This window comes from Bacillus sp. mrc49 (assembly GCF_002803435.1).
In genome coordinates this window covers 43,875-57,126 of record NZ_PHNG01000709.1, presented here as the reverse complement: position 1 = coordinate 57,126, position 13,252 = coordinate 43,875, and the positions used below count along the sequence as shown (strand labels likewise).

Below are 13,252 nucleotides of genomic sequence, written 5' to 3'. Positions count from 1 at the left end.
AATACCTGTAATGGGAAAAAAGGCATTGATCAATATCGATTATACGTATGACTTTGTGGCGGATAAGGGAGCATTGACCTGCGGGAAACCAGGCCAGGATATCGAGGAGGTACTTGTCGGTATAACCAAGGAATTCATCAAAAATGGCGACTACACCGTATTTGCCATTGACTTGCATGATGAAGGAGACCGCTTACATCCTGAAACGAATTTGTTTCCACCGCATAATATTAGCGGTACAATGGGTAGGGACTTATATGGGAAGCTAAAAGAAGAATATGAAGCAAATAAAAATCGAAGTAATGTTCATTATATAGATAAAACACGTTATTCGGCATTTGCAGGAACGGAACTTGATATCCGTCTAAGGGAGCGGCACATTACCGATGTGCATTTAGTCGGGGTGTGCACAGATATTTGCATTTTGCACACGGCAATCGATGCTTACAATCTAGGCTATAATACCTTCGTATATGAACATGCAGTGGCTTCGTTCAACGATAATGGCCACGAATGGGCGCTTGGTCATTTTAAAGGATCTCTTGGCGCAACCATTCTATCATAGCCAACATGCAACAGAATAGAAGGGAAGTATACGCTTCTCTTTTGGGAGGAACTATCCATGGAAAAAAAGTATAACGACGACAGTTACGCCTTACACACCGATCTATACCAAATTAATATGGCCCAAACATACTGGCAAGATAAAACTCATGAGCGAAAGGCCGTTTTTGAGATATTTTTCAGGAAGCTTCCATTTAACAGCGGCTATGCGATTTTTGCCGGTCTTGAAAAAATCGTTCATTACCTTCAAAACTTCTGCTTCTCTGAAAGTGATATCGACTATTTGAAAAACGAGCTGCATTATGATGAAGAGTATTTGGATTATTTGCAAAACATAAGTTTTACAGGGACGATTCGCTGCATGAAGGAGGGAGAGCTCGTCTTTGGCAATGAACCGATTTTACGTGTGGAAGCACCTCTTGGTGAAGCCCAGCTGATTGAAACGGCTTTACTGAACATTGTGAACTATCACACACTCGTAGCTACGAAAGCTTCGCGCATTAAACAAGTCATTGGTGATGAGTCCGCCCTTGAATTCGGTTCAAGAAGGGCACAAGAAATGGATGCGGCCATTTGGGGAGCGAGAGCCGCCTATCTTGCTGGTTTCGATTCCACAAGCAATGTCCGTGCGGGTAAACTGTTTGGCATCCCAGTTTCAGGAACGCATGCCCATTCCATGATCCAGGCTTATAAAGATGAATATACGGCATTCCATAAATATGCCGTTTCCCACAAGGATTGTGTTTTCCTCGTCGATACGTATGACACTTTGCGCTCAGGCATCCCAAATGCAATCCGGGTCGCCAAGGAGCTGGGGAATAAAATCAATTTCATCGGCGTCCGCCTTGACAGCGGCGATTTAGCTTACCTATCGAAGGAAGCGAGGCGAATGCTCGATGCTGCTGGTTTCCATGATGCGAAGATTGTCGCATCCAATGATTTGGATGAATATACGATCATAAACTTGAAGCAGCAAGGCGCCAGAATTGACATCTGGGGCATCGGAACCAAATTGATCACAGCTTATGACCAGCCAGCATTGGGCGCGGTCTATAAAATGGTTTCAATAGAGGGCGAAGATGGGAATATGAGAGATACCATCAAAATTTCTTCAAACCCTGAAAAAGTTACGACACCTGGCTTGAAGCGGGTATACCGGATCATCAATAAAGTGAACCACCACGCTGAAGGCGACTATTTGGCCATGGAATATGAAAAGCCGCAGGATCAGGAAAAACTAAAAATGTTTCACCCGGTCCATACCTTCCTTAGTAAATTCGTCACCGATTTCGATGCGGTCGATCTGCATGAGGATATTTTCCAGGACGGCCGTTTGATCTACGATTTGCCATCCATTGATGAAATAAAGGCTTTCACGAAAAAGAATCTTCAAGTACTATGGCCAGAATACCTTCGTGCACTCAATCCTGAAGAATATCCGGTGGACCTTAGCCAGGATTGTTGGGATAATAAGATGAGGAATATTGATGAAGTCAAAGCAAATGTAGAGAGAATGCTTAAGAAATGATCAATCAATTTTACTAAGAAAGAGGGTCTATGCGAATGCGTCCATTACAAAAAGAAATCGTAACGAAATTGCTAGTTCAACCAACGATCGATCCTGAAGTTGAATTCAGGAAAAGCGTGGATCTTTTGAAAGGATATTTGAAGAAAAATACATTTCTGAAAAGCTTTATACTTGGCATATCCGGAGGGCAGGATTCGACTCTGGCTGGTTATATCGCCCAGATAGCTGTCAATGAATTGAATGAAGAAACGAACGGAAATGAATATAAGTTTGTCGCTGTAAGCTTACCATATGGTGTCCAGGCCGATGAGGATGATAGGCAGCTGGCATTGAAATTCATCAAGCCAAGCCAAACGGTCACCGTCAACATCAAGGCTGCCGTCGATGCATCCGTTCAGGCTGTGGAAGACGCTGTGTCCGAAAAACTATCGCATTTCTTAAAGGGCAACGTCAAGGCACGCGAACGGATGAAGGTGCAGTATGATTTAGCCGGCTTATATAAAGGTGTCGTGCTTGGCACAGACCATGCAGCTGAAGCCATCACAGGTTTCTTCACGAAACACGGAGATGGCGCTGCCGACCTGATCCCATTATACCGATTAAACAAAAGGCAAGGAAAGGAAATCCTGAAATTCGTCGGTGCTCCTGAGCGCCTATATACGAAAGTTCCAACTGCCGATTTGGAGGATGACAAACCGCTGATTCCGGATGAGGTGGCATTGGGCATCAGCTATGACGAAATCGATGATTATCTTGAAGGGAAAGAAATCAGGACGGAAGCTGCCGAAATCATTGAAGGATGGTATACTAAAACCGAACATAAACGCAATGAAGCGATTAACGTTTACGATACTTGGTGGAAATGAAGGCTAGATGAAGCCGGGAATCATCTCCGGCTTCATTGGATGAATATGAAAATCCCGCATCTGTTTTTTTGATACGGGATTTTTTTAGGCACACACCTTCACTAAAACATCAGTATTGAAAAATAATGTACCGACAAAGGGGTGTATTACATGTCCAGCGCTAATAAGGAACTATCTACATTGATTAACAAAGCTAGCAAGGAACTGGAATTCTCGGGTGTAATTGGCGTGAAGGCGGAAGATAAGCTAATCTATTGTTCGGCACACGGTTATTCCAATCGATCGGACGAAATCATGAATACGACGGAAACAAGGTTCGGAATCGCTTCAGGCTGCAAGCTGTTCACCTCGATCGCGATTTGCCAACTGATTCAAAATGGCTTACTCAAATTGGACTCACGATTAAATGAATGTCTATCGTTCGAGTTTCCACATTTTCCCCCACATATAACGATCCATCATCTTTTGACACATACTGCCGGTATTCCTGATTACTTTGATGAAGCTGTGATGGAGGACTTTGAAGAGCTATGGCAGAAAAATCCGATGTACCATATAAAAAAATTAACGGATTTCCTGCCAATGTTTCAGGATAAGGAGATGATGTTCAAGCCAGGGGAAAGATTTCATTATAATAATGCCGGCTATATCTTATTAGGATTGATCGTAGAGCAACAGTCACGACTTGAATTTTCCGAATATATCGATAAATTCATTTTTCAACCCTGTGATATGAAAGGTTCCGGTTACTTCTCCCTGGACAGCCTGCCTAAAAACACGGCACTCGGGTACATAGACGAAGCGGACGGAACATGGAGAACGAATGTATATTCGCTTCCGATCAAAGGCGGGGCGGATGGTGGGGCGTTCATTACGGCAGCGGATATGTTCAAATTTTGGGAAGGTCTCTTTTCCAATCGATTGCTGAATCGAGAATATACCCATGTATTATTGCAGCCCCACATATCGACGGACGCTAAAGGAAATTACTATGGTTATGGGATATGGATCAGCAAGAAAAATGGCGAGACATTCAAATATCACATTATGGGATATGACCCTGGTGTAAGTTTCCATTCAGCCGTCTATCCGGCCCACCGTCTCACCACCGTGATTTCTTCGAATGAAAGCAGCGGCCCATACGATATAGCTTGCTTGATCGAGAATGAACTATAACGGGAGGAAGATTTATTTTTCATATGCATGGGTATTAGGGGGGGGGAAGAGCATGCTGCCTGCTTTATTTTCGATTGCTATAGTTGGCCTTGTCGGGCTCGTTGGCTTTAGAATGGTTTTCAAAAAGAAATCGCCTTCTAACGGGTATACACCTTACGATGATATGGTGATGGGGAGAAAAGATGAAGGAAAAAGAGACCAGCGGGCACAAAATTCAAACCTTGGAGAATGAAGGGCTGGCTGTTTTAAGTAGGCCCCTTGCTATAAAGATGGAAAGGACCGATCAAAGAATTTGTATAGTTAAATAGCTTGAAGTAGAGTATATTTAATATACATGAATCTAACTGGTAGTTTAGGGTGGAGGGTCTTTTTACGTTATGAAGGCAAGATATGAACTGGCAAACATGAACTTAACATTAAGTAATGTAACTTTGCGCAATGCAGCGGATAGTTATGTTCTTTTGAAAGCGGCAGATGAGCAAAAGAATGAAATTACGATTAAGCTTTCCCACGCTCAAGCTGAATTTTTAGAAGCGGAATTACGGGAAGTGAACCGCCGTCGCCGTGAAAATGGTCCTGACCTATCAGGGTACGATCGGGAACATATTGATGACGACGATTCGTTTAATTTATTCAGTATTGATATATTTAATGAAACTGAACCGAAGGAATGAACACGATTATTTCGCCTGAAACCTGTTTTTGGTGTTCATAATCGCCGATAAAGCTAAACAAGGTGACACTTCGTTACCTTGTTTTTGATTGCGTGAGGAACTTTTTTAGCACAAGGAATATCGATGAGGCGACAGCAAAAAACAGGAAAAATACGATAAAGCCCCAAAGGCCTACTGCAGCATCTTGAAATTCCATATTTCCCCTGCTGGTAAGGGCTTGCTGTATTTCGATCGCGAACACCAACACGACCATGACGGTAAAAGTATATAGAAAAGAAAGTATTGTAATCCCAAAGCGCATCCGGGAAATGATGGTCGATAAAATGAATACGAACAAAAAGATGATGATACCGATGATTCCCATGATCCAAAAATGGAGATCTTTGTCCGTTGCATTCGAATGTAACGTGTCACTCACAAAAAATAGGATGAAATCGTGAAGATTATTAACGATTTCTGCTAATATCTCGATGAATTCTTTCATTTTTTACACCTCCAATCCTTAGATTATAGCAGGTTATAAAACTATATAGAAGTGGAAGGTCATGTCATGAAAAAAGCAAGCTGAAATGTTAAACCGCAGTCGATTTGTCTTGGCAGCCAATACATAGTAGAAAGTAGGTGTTTCCTATGAACAATATAATCATGCCCATAGTGATATTAGCGTTACTCGTTTTGGTGGGTGTTTTTATTTATAAGATTATAAAAAAATGAGTGGTGGATAAATTTCAGCGTTGGAGGATAAGAAATGAATGACAAACATATTCATGATGTAACGATAATCGATTTTATGAAAACGGGACATAATACTTGTTTTGTTAAGGTATCCGGTTTTGATGCTGGAATTGAAAAAAAATTTGAAGGCGAAGTAAAGTTTGTCGGTGATGTGCCCTATGGAGATTTGTTACATCCTCAAAGGTCACATTTGTCTGGAAGCTGCAGGGAATTCGTGCGGAGCGTTTTAATGCACAAGTATCATCAAGGGAAGTTCGAATAAACCTTTGATTAAGATTGACAATAAAACGCGTATGAATATGGGGAGCTTTGATGGATATGAAGCCAAATTCCTCTGTCAACCGTCAAAATAGGATATTTTTCCCTATTTAACTCCTGAACTTTAATACTTTATAATCTAACATAAGGAAAATATATAGGTGATAGAAGAAATACACTATTTACGAGGTGAGTTTCATGATTTATGCAGATATTTTGAGTCAAATGCATTCTGCTATCTCCAGTAAAAAGGCTAGTATAAATGAAAAAATTGACCGTCTAGTAAAGGCAAAACACGAAATTATGGAAGAACAAAGTATGTGCCTTAACGAAATCAGGAAAATAAAAACTCCCGAGCTAGGAAAAAGCTGGACAGGGGAGCGCTCGGATAAATTTGAGGAAGCCCGTCAGGACGCTTATCAGGTGATGTTTGGTGTCATACATGACGATTATGATGATTATCAATGGAAAATCGAAGCGATGATCACCAAGCTCAATGCCGAGAATACGCTTCTGAGTATAGCAGGGAATATAGCCCAAGAAGCCGACCACCTTTTAAACAAAGGAGAAGAAGCATTCGAGCAGGTGGAAAGTAAAATTGCCGATTTAAAAAGGCGGTTGTTCTAACAGAATATCGTAGAAAAATTCGCCATATTGATTGATGAACCTCAAAAATCGTAGAAACGCGCCGAATTGGTTGATAAATCTCAAAAATCATAGATAATACTGCCAACTAGGTTCAAATATCCTGAATTTCGGGGTTGAAACGACAGTTTGAGCGATAACATTCCATTTCAGGGATAAACAGCAAGTACCGAAAAAAGTATTTTTAAAATTATGGCTACTTGTCCACACCTTCCATCAGTCCAAGCATATACAATAGTAAGGAGGGTGTTAGGATGAAGACAAATTGTTGTTATGTAGAGAAATGTTATGAGAAAAATGATCCATGTACTGTATGGGTTCCTAGAAAATGCTGCAAATGCAATAAGTGCAAAAACAAACACCGGTATTAATGATAATTGGGTGAAGCAACTGTGTAAAGCAGTTGTGAAGCAGGGACTGTCCGAGAGACTGTCCTTTTTTTATTATGAATCAGGAAAAATGGACGATATCATATGAAGAAGAAAAAACACCCAACCGTGATGACTGAGTGTTTTTTCTAATCTTTTTTTAAGATTTCCTTGCTTTGTTGAATGATCTCTTTATTTTTGTTAATGGCTTCCACATTGTTTAGCTTGACATGGTCGGTGATCAATTCGTTATCTTCCATATATTCAAGCAGCAGTTCGACTGATTTATCCAATAATCTTTCCAAAGGTATATCCCTTTCTTCTGCCAAACGAGTGAGCCTGATATGTAAATGAGTTGCAAGTGATGAAGCGAGAGGATCTCTACCTTGGTCCATGTGCATTCCCCCTTACCATTACTAGTTCCATTATATGACGTCGAGAGCTGGAAGGCAAAGTAAAGTCATTGATCAAAGCTTATTCATATTACGGAGTGGAATTAAGGGGAATGGAATAAGCTTATTAAGATGCAAGGATCTCCTTTTGAAAGATAAATAATGTATAATTAAGGTATGTTTTACATTAGGAGGAATTAAAGTGGACCATGCCAATAGTTGGATAGGGCTTTTTGCAATCATCCCGATATTGTTTTATTTAGGACTTCTTGTTCTCAGTATTTATTTTGTTATAAAGATAATAAAATTCATCAATGCCAAAACTAAATTGGATCAGCAAAGAAATGAGAAGCTGGATGAGCTGATCAAGGTTATGGGCAACAGTAAGGAGGATCGAACAAAACCTTGATAACAGAACGGGAGCACAATCCATAATAGGATTGTGCTTTTTTTAAACCCTATATTGCCAAACTTTATCACTTCCGTTGACTATATAGCGGATGATGAAATAGAATAAATAGGAGTTTTTTAATAATTTTGACAGAGTGAAAGAAGGGATGAGGTCTTTGATTGAATTAAAACTGCAAAATATTTTAAAGCACGTAAAGAGTGAAAATCCCGAAAAAAGGTACGAGGCCCTAAACCAGCTTTTTGAATATAAGCAACAGGATGGGATTGAAGTTCAAATAGGTGTTATTAAGGAAATAATTAAGACAGCGGCATCTGATTTTCCTGAACGTGTTGATCAATGGGACAATCCTTCCTATTATCTTATTGATTTTGTCTGCGATTTTCCGATGCCTGAGGTTGTTGATGGCCTTATTATGCATTTTGACGGACTTGACCTGCACGCAAAAGAACGCGCCATTAATTTTTTACTATCTACAGAAGATGAAGGTATTTTTTACTTTCTTGAAGAGAAGATTATCAGCTTGATAGAGACAGGCGATTTCGTTATACCGATTAAAGAATTATCGTCTTACCCACTCCTTATTAAAAGAATACTGGATCATACATTAGAAAAGCTGCATTCAGACCATTATAAATTCATGATTTATGATCTACTATTGTCACTTAATGTTGCCGGCTATGAACAAGGATATAAAAAAGAAAAGATCCTTGCCTCCCTGCTTAAAGACTATCGAACTGAGAAACAAGAATACTTGAAGTTTGATCAAGAATATTCAACAAAGTTTGTTTATACTGCATGGAAAGACAGCTACTTTGTTGTCCGCAACAGGATGAAGCTGTTCATTGGCTTAATGCAATATTATTATTCACCGGAAATTGGTCTCGAGCTAAAGCAAGCATTGGAGTTCATCGATCCGGTGATTAAGACGCAAGCCTTGCTTGTTTGTGCGGGAAAAAATCTCCCGTATGATGAAGACACAATAGCAGCATGTGCAGACCATATCGAGAGTGCAGAAATGACCTATTGGGAATTGACAGAAAGGAATCTAGAGCACCTGTACCCAATCACTGAAAGTAAACAGCCTCATTTAGCGAAATCAAGACTATTCTTTGCGATTACTAATCTTCCTGAGGAAGATGATGAGATAACCCGCTATCCTGAGGACATTCAGATCATCGATAAAGTGGAGGTAACAAATGCTTACGGGCAGCCTGTCCGCTACTATCTAATGAGTTTTAGTGAACATAATACTGTCTATGCCGGCTGGGCCGGTGGCTATGCACTTGAAGATGGCGATGATACAGCAGAACTATGGGACGGTACATATACCGATTTTGTTGAATTTCATTCAGCAAGCATAGAAAAGCATAAGGAAGAATTCTTTAATAAAAGAGCGGAAGAAAAACACGAACATGAAAACAGTGTTTATTTTGAAAGTTCGCCAAAGCTTAGCATGGGCGCATGGTTCTTTTTGGCGCTTTTAATCACGCATTGGATTAGGGAGGCTTTCAATGGTTTTGAGGGCTCAATCCTGCCTTCCATTTTCTTCACTGTCGCTGGGGGAGCTTTATGCATCTATGAGATGATCAGGAATAAGAAACGAAGAATTTCTATTTTCGGACTGCAGCTTGTGAAAAAAGATGGAGCTAAACAATACAGCATTGGCTTAGATAAAATTAAAAAAATAGAATACAACAAGAAGCATGTCCTCGTCTTCAACAAGAAAAATGATCTCGTTTTCAAATTCCCGCTCAAATGGGTACGCTACGAACTGTTTCACCTCCATATGATGGAACATACCGCTCATTTGAAGGACAGACCTTTTATTCAAACATAAAAAAGATAATGGGAGTGTTGTTGGTTATTAAGCCCGCGGTAATTCCATGCCAAGAGCCAAATAGAAAATGATTTTGCATAAACGCTTCTGGCACTCTCAAACTAACTCCTTGTTCATACGGATAATGGACAAATGGCTCTTGCGCTACCGGATCGTATATAATACATTGCGGCCTATTCCTTACTTTTATACTCAAAATTAATTGCTTTAATATAACACGCAACGAAAAAAAGATCTTCAAGCGAAGATCTTTTTTTTTGCCGTGAATTTTATCGCTTATGTTGACTACTTCCATTTTAAGTATCTCTATAACTTACTTACAAGTTCATTAAAAAGGAAGTCTTATAGAGTTTGCTTTAGAGGGAGGGGATATCGTACGATTTTCCAACCCTATTGTGTATGATGAAAAGCTCGGTCTTTATTTATACATTCATCCTGGAAAAACCAATTGTAAGGATTGATCTGAAGGTAATGGGCATACCCGTGGTTTGAAAATCGTTTTTTTAAAATGTACAAGCATTTCCTGATATGCACCATAACATATTGGGAGGTGATTGGATTGACAGTCAAATTGGAAACATTATTGGAACGATCGGAAAAGAACATGGGCAGAGGAATACACCCAGTCGTCAAGGAATCAGCATTGGAAATGATTAAACGGGCATACAAAGAAGGCATTTTTGTGCAAATCAGTGCCGGCTATCGCTCAATGGAAGAGCAAGCGAAGTTGTATGGTCAAGGTCGCCTAGGATATCGCTTCGGTGGTTTGAATTATAGTGATTTATCAAAACCGGTAGTGACTAATGCGCTGCCAGGTCAATCCTACCACAATTATGGACTGGCCATCGATTTCTTCATCGTAAGCGATGATGGCAAAAATGCGATCTGGACTGTTGATGAAAAATGGAGGCGGGCAGGGGCAATCGGTAAATCATTGGGCTTTGCGTGGGGCGGGGACTGGTCAAGTTTTAAAGATTATCCACACCTGGAAATGACCGGTGGGCTCTCGTATACTCAGCTTCAGGCAGGCTTAAAGCCTAATTTGACATCAAAGGTGAGTGGGACCACACCATCACCAGGGTCAAGTGTGAAACCGGATGTCATCGAAAAAGATCCGCCTGAAAAGGACAGTGGAGATCCAACCATTAAGTCCATCCAAACCACATTGAATAAGCGGTATCAAGCAAAAATCGCGGTGGATGGTTATTATGGGCCGAATACGAAGAACGCGCTGATCAAGGGGTATCAAACGGAATTGAATAAACAATATGGGGCAAAGCTTACTGTCGATGGATTATGGGGACCGCGAACAAGAGCTGCCTCACCTAATGTGAGGGAAGGAGCCCAAGGCAATATCACCTATATCCTTCAAGCGGCACTTTATATGGAAGGCTTCAACCCAAGGGGGATAGACGGTATCTTTGGGAGTGGAACGGAATCGGCAGTGAAAGCATTTCAAAGGTCTGTTGGAATATATGCAGATGGCATTGCAGGAGAAAATACATTTGCCAAATTATTCGGGTGATTTGAGTTCGATTGGTGCCGATCATGCTTATAGTTTATCAAAAAAGTCCATTAGAGGGCTTTTTTGCTGAAGGTTAGGCGGGAAGAGTGCAGGAGCTAAAAGCAAGTGCTGATTAGCTACTGGAATTAGGGGTATGGAAATGACGCTTACCAAGCAAAATAGGCACATGCCGGCTAGAGGTAAATCGATAAAGAAAATGATCGTAAGGCACTATCCGTACCTGAAACAGTGTAAACATCATTCCTAAAAGGTACATACAGAAAAAAGAGTTTTTTGTAGAGGAGGTGGAGGTTGTATCAATTGAACCATATACAAAGGAAGCGCTTTCATTTAAAATGATGTTAATAAAAGTGAAGCCGAGAGGTGTGTGCAATATGGTGAATAAGGACGAAGGAAATTTTTTAAAAGGTCTTTTGTTTGGTACATCTTTAAGCATACCGTTATGGGTCTCTTTTTTTGGATGGATTAAGATAATAATTACCAGATTATTTTAGAGCCTAATGGCTCTTTTTATTTTGTTTCAGGATGTGAATCGGCTTAGTTTTTTCCTTTTCCAAAACCTTGAGTCTTTTTCTGAGAGAGGAAGATTCAGGGTTTTATTTTGGGGAATATCGGAAATGGTCACTTTCGAAATAGTTAAATTTTGTCATGGGAAAAGCGCCAAAGTTGAGAGAAGTGGCGCCTCAATTTCCCTTTGAACGATGCTATACTGATGGAAATGATGGAAGCGCAATCATGCATTTAAATGATTAGGAAAAGGGGATGTTTATGGGTACTGTTAACGGAATGAACCTGACATTTTTAGATAAAATCGGCATTACGAAGTCGCTCGCTTGGGGATACCTTGGAATCCTGATTTTCATGATGGGTGATGGTTTGGAAATAGCTTGGATGAGTGCTTATTTGCAAGGACGTGGAATGAGCGTCGAACAAACCGCTTCTCTTTACACGGCGTATGGAGTTACCGTTACCATTGCTTCCTTTCTATCTGGAGTGCTTGCTGAAGCTTTCGGTCCTAGAAAAATCATGTTTACGGGTTTATTAGTTTACATAATCGGAACCAGTTCTTTCATAGCTTTTGGCCTTTCCGAGTTGAATCAGGGCATGATGCTGCTCACTTATGCTCTCCGTGGGTTCGGATATCCTCTTTTTGCCTATAGCTTCATGGTATGGATCAATTACCGGAGTCCTAAAAATAAGCTGGGAGCGGCAGTGGGGTGGTTTTGGTTTGTTTTTACAGGCGGATTGAATGTGCTGGGTGCTTATTATTCGATATGGGCGATTGAACGATTCGGGCATATTGGCACTCTATGGACATCGATATTCTGGGTATGTGTTGGAGCAATGTTTGCCATTGTCATGAATCGTGACAAATTGGAACTTAAAAGCAGCGGCATGAGTACCCGAGCAAAATTAAAGGAATTGACAAAGGGCTTTACAATCTTAAAAAGGGAACCAAAGGTTGCGATTGGAGGGGTTGTCCGAACCATCAATACGACTTCCCAATTTGCCTTTCCGATTTTCCTGCCGATTCACATGGCCAATTACGGAATTTCCATCAATACATGGCTGACCATGTGGGGGATGATTTTCACGAGCAACATCGTATTCAATGTGATATTTGGAATAGTCGGTGACAAACTAGGATGGCGTAATACGGTAATTTGGTTTGGCGGGGTTTTTGCAGGGATTTCCACACTGTTGTTATTTTATATGCCAATATGGACGAACGGTAATCTTGTATTCGTTTTTATAGCCGGAATGTTCTGGGGGGCTTCGCTTGCAGGTTATGTACCATTATCTGCTTTGGTACCTTCGCTTGTAAAAGAAGACAAAGGAGCGGCTGTTTCTGTATTGAATCTAGGGGCAGGGCTTCCCGTATTTGTCGGCCCGGCGCTTGTAGGTGTTTTATATGAACCGATGGGTGCAAGTGGTTTAATCTGGATGCTTGCGATTTTATATTTCATCAGTGCCATATTGACCGTATTTATCCAATTGCCGGAAAAGGAAAAAGATGAAGCGGAAAAGGTAAACTTGGAAGCAATAGAAAAAACCGTCTAATTCATTCAAACGGCTAAGTAAGTGGACCAAAAGGGGTTCGAAATGGAAGGATTCGGAACCTCTTTTGGGTTTTACGCGTCCATCAGGATAGGCATGGGAATTGTTGGCTCAACAGTTGGACTAAGATAACAATCAAAGTATTTCTCGGATACAACGTCATGATAGCGTTGTTCGAGCACGTGTATACGGTGAGACCGGCAGGCTTTGTCTG

The 13,252-nt window shown here is 40.7% G+C and carries 15 protein-coding genes; 12 read left to right on the top strand and 3 right to left on the bottom strand.

Annotated features, from left to right (window positions below):
- Positions 1 to 10 precede the first annotated feature (10 nt).
- The 6 genes from CVN76_RS17370 to CVN76_RS17345 all read left to right on the top strand — a co-directional run bounded on the left by CVN76_RS17370 (position 11) and on the right by CVN76_RS17345 (position 4,808).
- Positions 11 to 565, top strand: a complete 555-nt coding sequence (locus tag CVN76_RS17370; protein ID WP_100532303.1) for a cysteine hydrolase family protein — start codon at positions 11 to 13, stop codon at positions 563 to 565.
- A 57-nt stretch (positions 566 to 622) separates the two neighbouring features.
- The gene (locus CVN76_RS17365) at positions 623 to 2,092 is read left to right on the top strand and encodes a nicotinate phosphoribosyltransferase (protein WP_100532302.1); all 1,470 of its coding nucleotides are present in this window, start codon (positions 623 to 625) and stop codon (positions 2,090 to 2,092) included.
- Positions 2,093 to 2,127: 35 nt separating this feature from the next.
- On the top strand, positions 2,128 to 2,958 hold the full coding sequence (gene nadE, locus CVN76_RS17360) for an ammonia-dependent NAD(+) synthetase (RefSeq protein WP_198512591.1): 831 nt from the start codon (positions 2,128 to 2,130) through the stop codon (positions 2,956 to 2,958).
- A 150-nt stretch (positions 2,959 to 3,108) separates the two neighbouring features.
- Positions 3,109 to 4,134, top strand: coding sequence for a serine hydrolase domain-containing protein (locus CVN76_RS17355; protein ID WP_100532300.1), 1,026 nt, complete (start codon positions 3,109 to 3,111; stop codon positions 4,132 to 4,134).
- A 52-nt stretch (positions 4,135 to 4,186) separates the two neighbouring features.
- On the top strand, positions 4,187 to 4,366 hold the full coding sequence (locus tag CVN76_RS17350) for a DUF3951 domain-containing protein (protein WP_100532299.1): 180 nt from the start codon (positions 4,187 to 4,189) through the stop codon (positions 4,364 to 4,366).
- A 145-nt stretch (positions 4,367 to 4,511) separates the two neighbouring features.
- A complete protein-coding gene (locus tag CVN76_RS17345; RefSeq protein WP_100532298.1) occupies positions 4,512 to 4,808 on the top strand; it encodes a hypothetical protein in 297 nt (98 codons plus the stop codon).
- Between the two features lie 73 nt (positions 4,809 to 4,881).
- On the opposite strand, the gene CVN76_RS17340 is transcribed toward CVN76_RS17345, so the two are convergent.
- Positions 4,882 to 5,292: a hypothetical protein gene (locus CVN76_RS17340; RefSeq protein WP_061141446.1), complete on the bottom strand. Its 411-nt coding sequence runs from the start codon at positions 5,290 to 5,292 to the stop codon at positions 4,882 to 4,884.
- Positions 5,293 to 5,556: 264 nt separating this feature from the next.
- Between CVN76_RS17340 and CVN76_RS17335 the strand changes: the two genes are divergently transcribed.
- Together CVN76_RS17335 and CVN76_RS17330 are read left to right on the top strand one after the other, a co-directional pair.
- A complete protein-coding gene (locus CVN76_RS17335) occupies positions 5,557 to 5,805 on the top strand; it encodes a hypothetical protein (RefSeq protein ID WP_100532297.1) in 249 nt (82 codons plus the stop codon).
- A 194-nt stretch (positions 5,806 to 5,999) separates the two neighbouring features.
- The gene (locus CVN76_RS17330; protein ID WP_100532296.1) at positions 6,000 to 6,428 is read left to right on the top strand and encodes a YwqH-like family protein; all 429 of its coding nucleotides are present in this window, start codon (positions 6,000 to 6,002) and stop codon (positions 6,426 to 6,428) included.
- 535 nt (positions 6,429 to 6,963) lie between these two features.
- Here CVN76_RS17330 and CVN76_RS17320 read toward each other — a convergent pair.
- Positions 6,964 to 7,209 (bottom strand): hypothetical protein, encoded by a 246-nt coding sequence (locus tag CVN76_RS17320; RefSeq protein ID WP_100532294.1) that lies wholly within the window; start codon positions 7,207 to 7,209, stop codon positions 6,964 to 6,966.
- A gap of 199 nt (positions 7,210 to 7,408) precedes the next feature.
- Between CVN76_RS17320 and CVN76_RS17315 the strand changes: the two genes are divergently transcribed.
- Together CVN76_RS17315 and CVN76_RS17310 are read left to right on the top strand one after the other, a co-directional pair.
- Complete coding sequence (locus CVN76_RS17315; protein WP_198512590.1) at positions 7,409 to 7,615, top strand: hypothetical protein; 207 nt, start codon at positions 7,409 to 7,411, stop codon at positions 7,613 to 7,615.
- A 157-nt stretch (positions 7,616 to 7,772) separates the two neighbouring features.
- Positions 7,773 to 9,455: a hypothetical protein gene (locus CVN76_RS17310; protein WP_157805698.1), complete on the top strand. Its 1,683-nt coding sequence runs from the start codon at positions 7,773 to 7,775 to the stop codon at positions 9,453 to 9,455.
- Here CVN76_RS17310 and CVN76_RS17305 read toward each other — a convergent pair.
- The gene (locus CVN76_RS17305; protein WP_100532291.1) at positions 9,442 to 9,750 is read right to left on the bottom strand and encodes a hypothetical protein; all 309 of its coding nucleotides are present in this window, start codon (positions 9,748 to 9,750) and stop codon (positions 9,442 to 9,444) included. The two genes, CVN76_RS17310 and CVN76_RS17305, sit on opposite strands and share 14 nt — an antisense overlap.
- A gap of 255 nt (positions 9,751 to 10,005) precedes the next feature.
- On the opposite strand from CVN76_RS17305, the gene CVN76_RS17300 reads away from it, so the two are divergent.
- Together CVN76_RS17300 and CVN76_RS17295 are read left to right on the top strand one after the other, a co-directional pair.
- The gene (locus tag CVN76_RS17300) at positions 10,006 to 10,980 is read left to right on the top strand and encodes a peptidoglycan-binding protein (RefSeq protein WP_442857583.1); all 975 of its coding nucleotides are present in this window, start codon (positions 10,006 to 10,008) and stop codon (positions 10,978 to 10,980) included.
- A gap of 768 nt (positions 10,981 to 11,748) precedes the next feature.
- Positions 11,749 to 13,041 carry an MFS transporter gene (locus CVN76_RS17295; RefSeq protein ID WP_100532289.1) on the top strand — a complete coding sequence of 431 codons (1,293 nt, stop codon included), beginning with the start codon at positions 11,749 to 11,751 and terminating at the stop codon, positions 13,039 to 13,041.
- The last annotated feature ends 211 nt before the right edge of the window (positions 13,042 to 13,252 follow it).

What these genes read in the sequence shown, in the direction of transcription:
- CVN76_RS17330 (WP_100532296.1), top strand. Translation starts at nt 6,000, where the DNA reads ATGATTTATGCAGATATTTTGAGTCAAATGCATTCTGCTATCTCCAGT.
- CVN76_RS17320 (WP_100532294.1), bottom strand. Translation starts at nt 7,209, where the DNA reads ATGGACCAAGGTAGAGATCCTCTCGCTTCATCACTTGCAACTCATTTA.
- CVN76_RS17350 (WP_100532299.1), top strand. Translation starts at nt 4,187, where the DNA reads ATGCTGCCTGCTTTATTTTCGATTGCTATAGTTGGCCTTGTCGGGCTC.
- CVN76_RS17340 (WP_061141446.1), bottom strand. Translation starts at nt 5,292, where the DNA reads ATGAAAGAATTCATCGAGATATTAGCAGAAATCGTTAATAATCTTCAC.
- CVN76_RS17370 (WP_100532303.1), top strand. Translation starts at nt 11, where the DNA reads ATGGGAAAAAAGGCATTGATCAATATCGATTATACGTATGACTTTGTG.
- CVN76_RS17355 (WP_100532300.1), top strand. Translation starts at nt 3,109, where the DNA reads ATGTCCAGCGCTAATAAGGAACTATCTACATTGATTAACAAAGCTAGC.
- CVN76_RS17365 (WP_100532302.1), top strand. Translation starts at nt 623, where the DNA reads ATGGAAAAAAAGTATAACGACGACAGTTACGCCTTACACACCGATCTA.
- CVN76_RS17295 (WP_100532289.1), top strand. Translation starts at nt 11,749, where the DNA reads ATGGGTACTGTTAACGGAATGAACCTGACATTTTTAGATAAAATCGGC.
- nadE (WP_198512591.1), top strand. Translation starts at nt 2,128, where the DNA reads ATGCGTCCATTACAAAAAGAAATCGTAACGAAATTGCTAGTTCAACCA.
- CVN76_RS17335 (WP_100532297.1), top strand. Translation starts at nt 5,557, where the DNA reads ATGAATGACAAACATATTCATGATGTAACGATAATCGATTTTATGAAA.
- CVN76_RS17305 (WP_100532291.1), bottom strand. Translation starts at nt 9,750, where the DNA reads ATGGAAGTAGTCAACATAAGCGATAAAATTCACGGCAAAAAAAAAGAT.
- CVN76_RS17345 (WP_100532298.1), top strand. Translation starts at nt 4,512, where the DNA reads ATGAAGGCAAGATATGAACTGGCAAACATGAACTTAACATTAAGTAAT.